Raw genomic sequence first — 8,572 nt, 5'->3', positions numbered from 1 at the left:
GGCGGGTTCTGCTGTCAACCCGGCATCCCCACCAGGATATGAATAAACCCGCCCTCACCCACCATAATCAATCATCAATTCCTCACCAGGATATGAATAAACCCGCCCCAACTATTGGCTTTTTTTATTCATTCATAGTCTTATAAGTCGATACTGCTGAAGGTGAGCTGCGGTTGAGATAGCGGAAAATCCAATACTTAAATACCGCATCTAATATAACCGGAAATGTCGCAATAAACAGAAAGTTAAAATCTCGGCTTTCTGCTACTCCCAAATGTCTAGCCACACTTTCCAGAATTACCTCCCAACCGTGGGGGGAGTGGAAACCTACGAACATATCAGTTAACAAAATCAGGATAAATGCCTTCGCGCTATCACTGAGGCCATAAATTATATCCCCCATAAATGATTTCACAACTTGCACTTCTGCCTTGTTGTTAGACAAAATCAAGACAAACGTAAACACTGATATGATATCAGCAAAAATATTTTTAATAGAATTAGCACTTAATGAGCGATATTCCTCAGCAATTTTGATAGCTTTGGCTTGGGTTCTTTCCTCTAACTCTTCCGGGGTTAATTCTGGTATGAAACCCACCATCATCTCAAACTTTAACCTAGACTCATATCTCTCAATTTCCATTAAGGCTTCTTCTTCCATGTCAACATTCATAAATAGGGGGGTGTTTTCATTAACCCAAAACCTATCAACTAAGGGACCAATCACAAAGTTTTTCGACAATTGCTGAGTCAAAAGTGGCACTAAAATCAAGATGAGAATAAATCTAATCGCAATAATGGTTTTAACTTTCGATTTCCGATAATCTTTAATCACCTGTTCTTCCGACTCTGGGTTAAGTTCCCGTTTAATCCGAGTCACAGTTCTGAGCAAAGTTCGAGGTAGAAAGCTAGTGCCGGAGTTTTCAGATTGGAGGTTGTCTTTAAGATTATTTTCGGCTTTTGGTGGAGAAATGGGAATATCGGAACTGAGAATAGACTTAGACTTTGTGGGAAGCGAAACCAGTCCATTCTCTGGCTGATTAGGTATCAGAGAACGACTTTCTAAGTCTTCGACTTTTACCAAGGATTTAGATGGTGATGGTACTTGTTTGGGGGATGGTTTTTTCTGATAACGGTTAGTGACAGCATCAATAAATTCTAGTTTTTCACAGATTATGTCAATGGTATCGGCATCTTGATTTCGGTCATAATTGCGGTCATCAATATCATCCGGATTCCGCAACTTGCGATTAAGTTCGGCGGGGTCTATTTGTTCAGAGATACCTAAAATAGAGCGGCTAGTGTTAAATTCTGCTAACCGCATTTGAATGATTTGTAAATACTTATTAACCTCGGATTTAAAATAAGACAAGACTCGATCGCTATATTCATCCGAAGACGACCCGATCGCCTCACCATGAAAATGCTCATTTTCCAGAGATCGTATTTTTAGAGCTGCATCATAAGCCTGATCTAAAGCTCGATCAGGAGTATCACGAAACCACTGATTAGCACGATTGAGAAACCGCTTAAACTGAGTCCAATTTGAGGATGTCATAGTGAGTTGCCAAAAACACCTATTTGAGGTTAGGCGCGAAACAATGGTAATGTACGGGGTATATTAGCACTTTTAATAACATGGCTGTGGTTTGGGAATCACTGTGGATTACCGGAGGCTCACGAACAGGTAAAACTACCCGTTTGGTAGAGCAATTTTGTCTGTGGAGTCAAATGTATGTAGGCGCTCTCAACGCGCCCTATTCAGCCCCATTTCAACCCAAGCACCCTCTACAAGGCTTGCGTCCCCTAGTTTTGGCCGCCAATGGAACCAATAAAAGGCATTTAGTTGATAGGATAACCCAAGCGTCGGCTGGACAATATCCATTTTCCGCCATCACCATTATGGGATTTTTTCAGGCGGAAGTGCTTTTGTTCTGGCCTTTACTCATTGAAGCCCTAGACCTGAGAGCCCAATTTCCCCAGAGGTTGCGTCCTGAACTAGAACAGGAACTTGCCAGCCAACTTTGGAGTCCTGAAATCGATAGTGGAAAACTCACGGACTTTGGGAGAGGGCGCGATCGCATTGTCCGTACAACCCTCGACCTATTACAACTAGCAGGACTCAGCGGCACGCCTGTTGAAGATCTGCCTAGTATTTTAGAACGCCATCAGGCTTTTGATGCCATTGGTGAGACCACCTACACCTGTATGACCGAGATGCTGCTACGTTGGCAAAATTGGTGTCAGCAAAGGGGATTACTAACTTATGGCATTATAGCCGATTTATATTGGCGACATTTGTTGAAGCATCCCACCTATCAACGGCATCTGCTCCATCAGCATCGAGTTATTTTAGCCGATGATGTGGATGAATACCCAGCGATCGCCCGCCATTTATTCGAGTTTCTATTAGAGAATCAAGTGATGGGAGTATTTACTTACAATCCCCAAGGTGCAGTCAGACTAGGTTTAGGGGCAGATCCTAAATATCTAGCACAGTTGCAAGATCGCTGTCAGATAGAACAGCTTTCTCCGGTCGAGGGTTTAGCAGAAACTCTGGGTGCTGAGGTTTTGTCATGGCTCAATCAAGATTATGGTAACTTTCCCGACTTGAGTCACTCTCAGCAGTCAGTTTTGGCGATCGAAACCACTTCTAGGGCTGAACTATTGCGGCGGACGGCTACAACCATCATAGAAGCGGTTAAAAATGATCAGGTACAGCCCCAGGATATTGCTATCATCGCTCCGGGGTTAGATGCGATCGCCCGCTATACTATTCGAGAAATTTTAACCCATGAGGGTATTGCCCTAGAAGAAATTCAACCACAGCAACCGCTGATCACTTCTTCGATAGTGCGATCGCTGCTGACCCTACTCGCCTTAGTATATCCAGGCTTAGGGCGGTTAGTAGATAGAGATGCGATCGCCGAAATGCTGACCATTATCAGTAGCCATATCCCAGAGAGCAAACACAGCAGCACATCAGACCCCGACTCACCCGCCGCCAATTTTCCCATCCATAATGCGATCGATCCAGTGCGAGCCGGTTTATTAGCTGATCACTGTTTCGCCCTTGATTGGCAAAATCCGAAATTATTGCCAATTAATGCCTTTCCACGCTGGGACCGCCTCGGCTACCGTGCCGCCAACACCTATAAATATATTTGTGAGTGGTTATCCCTACAGCAACAGAAGTATCATCAGAACCTCCTCCCCAGTCCTGTCGCCTTATTAGACCGAGCCATCCAGGAATTTTTCATTCCTAGGGTTACAGGTTCACCAGCGTTAATCATAGACATGAATCGCCCAATCCTAAAAGCCTTCGCACAAATCGACCTGTTGCGGGAATTAATGGAAACCGCCATCCACTTTTGGGATATTTATACCAGAGACAAACCCCAGCCATCACCCCTAGAAACCGTCGAAATCACTGGCCAATTTATTGAACTGTTGCGCCGAGGAGTTGTTACCGCCAACCCCTACCCCGTGGGAGAAATGGCTGTTAAGGCTCCTGCTGTCACCCTCGCCACCATTTTCCAATACCGTGTCAATCACCAATCCCATTCCTGGCACTTTTGGCTTGATGCAGGTTCCCCCCTCTGGTTCCAAGAGGGAGCTAGTAGCCTTTGGGGTGCGCCTGTGTTTCTCCAAGATATTCAACAGCAGAGACAGCCTTGGACCAGTGAAGATATGATGGCAGCCAATCAGCAAAGACTACAAAGGATTGTGTGGGATTTATTAAGTCGGGTTAGCGATCGCCTTTATCTCTGTCATAGTGAATTATCAGTTAATGGTCAAGAACAACTCGGACCTCTTCTACCCCTTGTCAGTAGTGTACCAACGCGGTAAAAATGGGGGTAATATGAATCCAATTCAATTTCTGAAATCCCGTTCAATACCCCCCTAAGTTCATGAGAACATCCCCAAAACACAAAAAATTTGCATCTGCTAATTAATTACCAATTCGGCTATAATTAACCATTAAAAGTCAATTTTAATTGTGTTTCCATGAAAAACATCCTCAATAATACATCTTAATTGACCCTAATCAGTCACCGAGAAATCTGAATAATTTATGATTAAAAGTCACAGTTTCTGCGATATTTACGCTAGTAGGATTGACTGATCCATCATTAATCTGTTTAAATTGATACCCATTCATCTTATGTCGATGACTTCAAATCACCGATGTGGCTACCTTGCCCAAATCAAGCCCCAAAATCATAACCATTAGCATCAATTGACATAGCCTAATCGTTAAAATAACCCCTTGTCTATGCCAAAATTCCCAAGTCATCATCAATTAGGAGTCACGCCATGACCAGTTCAACCATTCCCACCACCCCTGCTCAACTTGCGTTGCGAGTATCTCCTGGAGATCAAATTCTCAGCCTCAACCAAGTTGTTCTCATCTTTCCCGCCGAACCAATACCCAACAGATTTGAAACCTTCCCAGGGTCCATCACCAACATATTACCGGCCTCCAACGGCTTAGGGGATACCCTACTGGGAGAGGGAGGAATCACACTATTTGTTCCCGATGAGCCAGGCTTTGAAGCTACAATTCAAGGTAGCAGTGAAACCGTAATAGTAGTGAGAGCCGGCGGACAAGACCAAGGATTCCTCACCGTTCTAAATCGAGAACCCGGTAGACTCCAAAGCCGTGCAGACGGCTCCTTTGTCTTTATCCCTGACGATGCAGGAGACCCAGAGCCAGACCCAGGGACTGACCCATCACCAGATCCAGGAACTGACCCAGGAACTGACCCAGACCCAGAACCCAGAGAAAATCAACCTCCCATAGCCAACGATGTTTTTGTCACCACCAGCCAGGGACAAGACACCTTTTTTGATGTACTCTTCAACGACACAGACCCAGACGGAGATACCCTCAGCGTTCAAAACTTCAGCAGCACCGCCAACGGAAGCCTAATCTTCAACGGTGCCGGAATATTCACCTATCGACCCAACCCAGACTTCTTTGGTACTGATGGCTTTAGTTACAATGTCACCGACGGCACAGACTCCGACCTAGCGCAAGTGGTGATCTCAGTTCAACCAGGCGACTTTGCCCAAATCATCGAAGGAATAGGTCAAGGAACCACCGGAGATGACTCTATTATCGGCTCATCAGGGGATGATGTCATTAATGGTTTAGCTGGAAACGATACCATCTTCGGTTTAGCTGGAAACGACCTCCTACAAGGTGACGAAGGCGACGATCTACTCTTCGGCAACCAAGGCAACGATACCCTAGACGGCGGACCGGGTAATGATACCGCCTATGGAGGTCAGGACAATGACCTGATGATTGGTGGAGATGGTAATGACTTACTATTCGGCAACCTCGGCAACGATACCCTATTGGGGGGACCTGGTGCAGATTCTATGTATGGCGGGGACGGCAACGACTGCATTCGGGGTGGTGTTGGGAATGACTTGATTTTTGGCGACAAAGGTAATGATATCCTCTGGGGAGATGACGGCAACGACACTATTTATGGTGGGGAGGGAGATGATTTAATCTTCGGTAATGATGGTGCTGATCTATTATTTGGGGGAGTTGGCAACGATACTATTTTTGGCGGACCAGGAAACGATACTATCATCGGCGGGGAAGGCGATGATCAAATTGCTGGAGAAGTGGGAGATGATTTATTATTCGGGGGTCCCGGAGCTGATACCCTAACAGGTGGTTCCGGTAGTGACACCTTTGCGATCGCCGAAGGTAGTGGCGGCGGTAGCGTAGAAGAAGCTAATGTCATTAATGACTTCACTGGTGGGACTGATAAAATTGGTTTGTTGGGGAACCTCACCTTTGAACAACTCAGCATTACCCAAAGCGAGGAAAACGCCGGGAATGCTATTATCCGTAATGGTAGTGATGGAGAGTTCCTAGCAGTTCTCATTGGGGTTAACAGCAATAACCTAACCGCCTCCGATTTTGTCCCCGTCGTCGGCTTGGACATCGGCATACCCACACCACCCACACCGACACCACCGACACCACCGACACCACCGACACCACCGACACCACCGACACCCACACCGACCCCTCCTGTACCTCCACTTCCGCCACCCCCACCCCCTATCAACTTGCCACCTAACGCAGTTGATGACCGGGTGAGACGAGGGGTAAACCAACCAGTGACCTTTGACGTACTCGCCAATGATAGCGACCCTGAAGGGGAACCTATTAGGGTGATTGAATTTACCATGACCACTGGGGGGGGCTTAATCCAAAGTCCTGCTGACCCCAGAGGCGGAACATTTACTTATACTCCTAATCCTGGCTTTGTAGAGCCGGAAACCTTTACCTATACCATAACTGATGGTAGTGGTAACACTGCCCAAGCCACTGTATTTATACAGGTTAATCAACCGCCAGAATTAGTAGTTAATCGCGGGATTATCCTACTGCCAACTCAGCAACAAACCATCACAGTTAATAACCTATTTGCCGAAGACCCAGACAATCTTCCGACTGAGGTATTTTATGAGGTATTAAGAGAGCCTCAAGCTGGTATTATGCAGAGATTGGGGACCACCTCCACCGATCGCATTAGAACTGGCGATCGATTTAGCCAAGAAAGCATTAATACTGGTGCTATTATCTACACCTCTGGTAGAGAGTCTGGCGTAGATGATTTAGTATTCCGACTCACAGATAGTGTCGCCACCTTACCCCAGCAAATCTTTAGTATCTCAGTCGTGGATGACTTCATTCAGGGAACTGATGAAGATGACAACATAGTTGGTACAGCCTTGAGTGAGTACATTCAAGGATTTGGTGGTAATGATACCCTTGTGGGTGTTGGCGGTCGAAATATCCTCGAAGGAGGTCCGGGAAATGACTCCCTAGTGGGGGGAAGTGGTAATGATGTCATTGATGGTGGAGAAGGAAACGATACCCTATTGGGTAACGAAGGTAACGACTCTATCTTTGGTGGACCCGGTAACGACTCCATCATTGGTGGTAGTGGAATTAACAGCCTATTTGGAGAAGGTGGAGACGATACCATTATCGGCGGTGATGATGGTAATTTACTCAGTGGTGGTGTTGGTAATGACTCCCTCACTGGTGGCACAGGTAACGATACCATTTTTGGTGGTGATGGTGATGACACCATAATTACTGAGCGAGGCGATAACCAATTATTTGGAGATGACGGCGACGATTTCATCTGGGGTGGAATTGGTCGAGATCTAATTCAAGGAGGACCGGGCAATGATACCCTCATTGGTGGCTCTGGTAATAACACCATTTTTGGTGGACTGGGTAACGATTCTATCGTTGGCGGCAAAGGAGATGACACCCTGTTTGGTGGTGAAGGTAACGACACCATTGAGGGAAGTGCTGGTGATAACAGCATCTTTGGCGGCGCTGGGAATGATTCGATTATAGCCGGACCAGGTAATGATACCGTATTTGCTGGACCAGGTAACGATCAGGTCTATGGTGGTGATGGTAACAACCTCATCTTTGGAGACAGTGGCAATGATACCCTCTATGGTGGCAGTGGAGATGATACCATATCTGGGGGAGCCGGTTCTGACCTACTCACAGGAGATTCCGGTAACAATGTCTTCTACTACCTCAACCCCGGCGAGGGAGTCGATATTATTACTGATTTTAAAGATCCAGGAAACGATCGCTTCTTAATTCTGTCTGGAGAAAACAATTTTGAGGGGTTAGTTCCCACCGTTGGCACCGCCGCCGCACCCCTCCAAAGCGCTATCATTAGCGCTCTCGGCTCAGAAGGTACTGACATTAGCGGACGACAATTAATTATCTTCCAAGACACCTTTGATAATATTCAAGCCGTTAACGCCGCCCTCAAAAATCAAAGGGGTTCAGATGGCGGTTCCGCTTTGATACTCTACCGGAATAACCTCACCTATCAAGGCTTCCGAGGTAACTATATTCTCGGTTTTGACCCGGACTTATCTGATGACAGTTTACCCGCCTTTGACTTGGCTATTCTGGAATCAATTGATCCTTCGACGGATAACATTAGTACCATTATCGGCTCTAATGATTTCACTATTATCTAGCCATAGTTCCTGATTTACCAAACCAGGGGAGAACACTTAAACCCATATCCTCCCCTGTTTCCATCTTCCCCCTAATACTTGATCACTATTAAGGAGTCCCATTATGACTGGTGTTAATATCCCGACCACCCTCGCTCTCATATCTCGCCGAGTTATTCCCGGTAATAGTCTACTAAGCACTAATAATATTGAATTAATTTTTCCCGCTGACCCCATTCCTGGTAAATTTCAAACCTTTGGGGGGGCGATCGGGGATACCATGACCGGAGCCAATGGGGAACTCTTATTTATTCCTGAACAACCAGTTTTACAAGCTGTTTCGATCGCTACCAGTTCCATTGTTTATCTTGAACAAACTGACTCAGGCTTGCAAAGCCTCACCGGACAAGCCGGAGAAACTTTACCTGGTGGTGGCGGGGAAATTCTCTTTCGACCAGAGGGTTTTGAGTTTCCCGCACCAACTCCCGCACCAACTCCCGCACCAACTCCCGCACCAACTCCCGCACCAACTCCCGCA

The 8,572-nt window shown here is 46.2% G+C and carries 3 protein-coding genes; 2 read left to right on the top strand and 1 reads right to left on the bottom strand.

The window, feature by feature from the left end:
• Positions 1-124: 124 nt before the first annotated feature.
• Positions 125-1,558, bottom strand: a complete 1,434-nt coding sequence (locus P5674_RS17305; protein ID WP_014274940.1) for a proton extrusion protein PcxA — start codon at positions 1,556-1,558, stop codon at positions 125-127.
• 80 nt (positions 1,559-1,638) lie between these two features.
• Between P5674_RS17305 and P5674_RS17300 the strand changes: the two genes are divergently transcribed.
• A complete protein-coding gene (locus P5674_RS17300; RefSeq protein ID WP_014274941.1) occupies positions 1,639-3,849 on the top strand; it encodes a hypothetical protein in 2,211 nt (736 codons plus the stop codon).
• Positions 3,850-4,317: 468 nt separating this feature from the next.
• Positions 4,318-8,055, top strand: a complete 3,738-nt coding sequence (locus P5674_RS17295) for an Ig-like domain-containing protein (RefSeq protein ID WP_315670128.1) — start codon at positions 4,318-4,320, stop codon at positions 8,053-8,055.
• Positions 8,056-8,572: the final 517 nt, after the last annotated feature.

The sequence above is a fragment of the Limnospira sp. PMC 289.06 genome (assembly GCF_032350395.1).
Taxonomy (GTDB): domain Bacteria; phylum Cyanobacteriota; class Cyanobacteriia; order Cyanobacteriales; family Microcoleaceae; genus Limnospira; species Limnospira platensis.
This window is presented reverse-complemented; position numbering and strand designations above follow the sequence as displayed.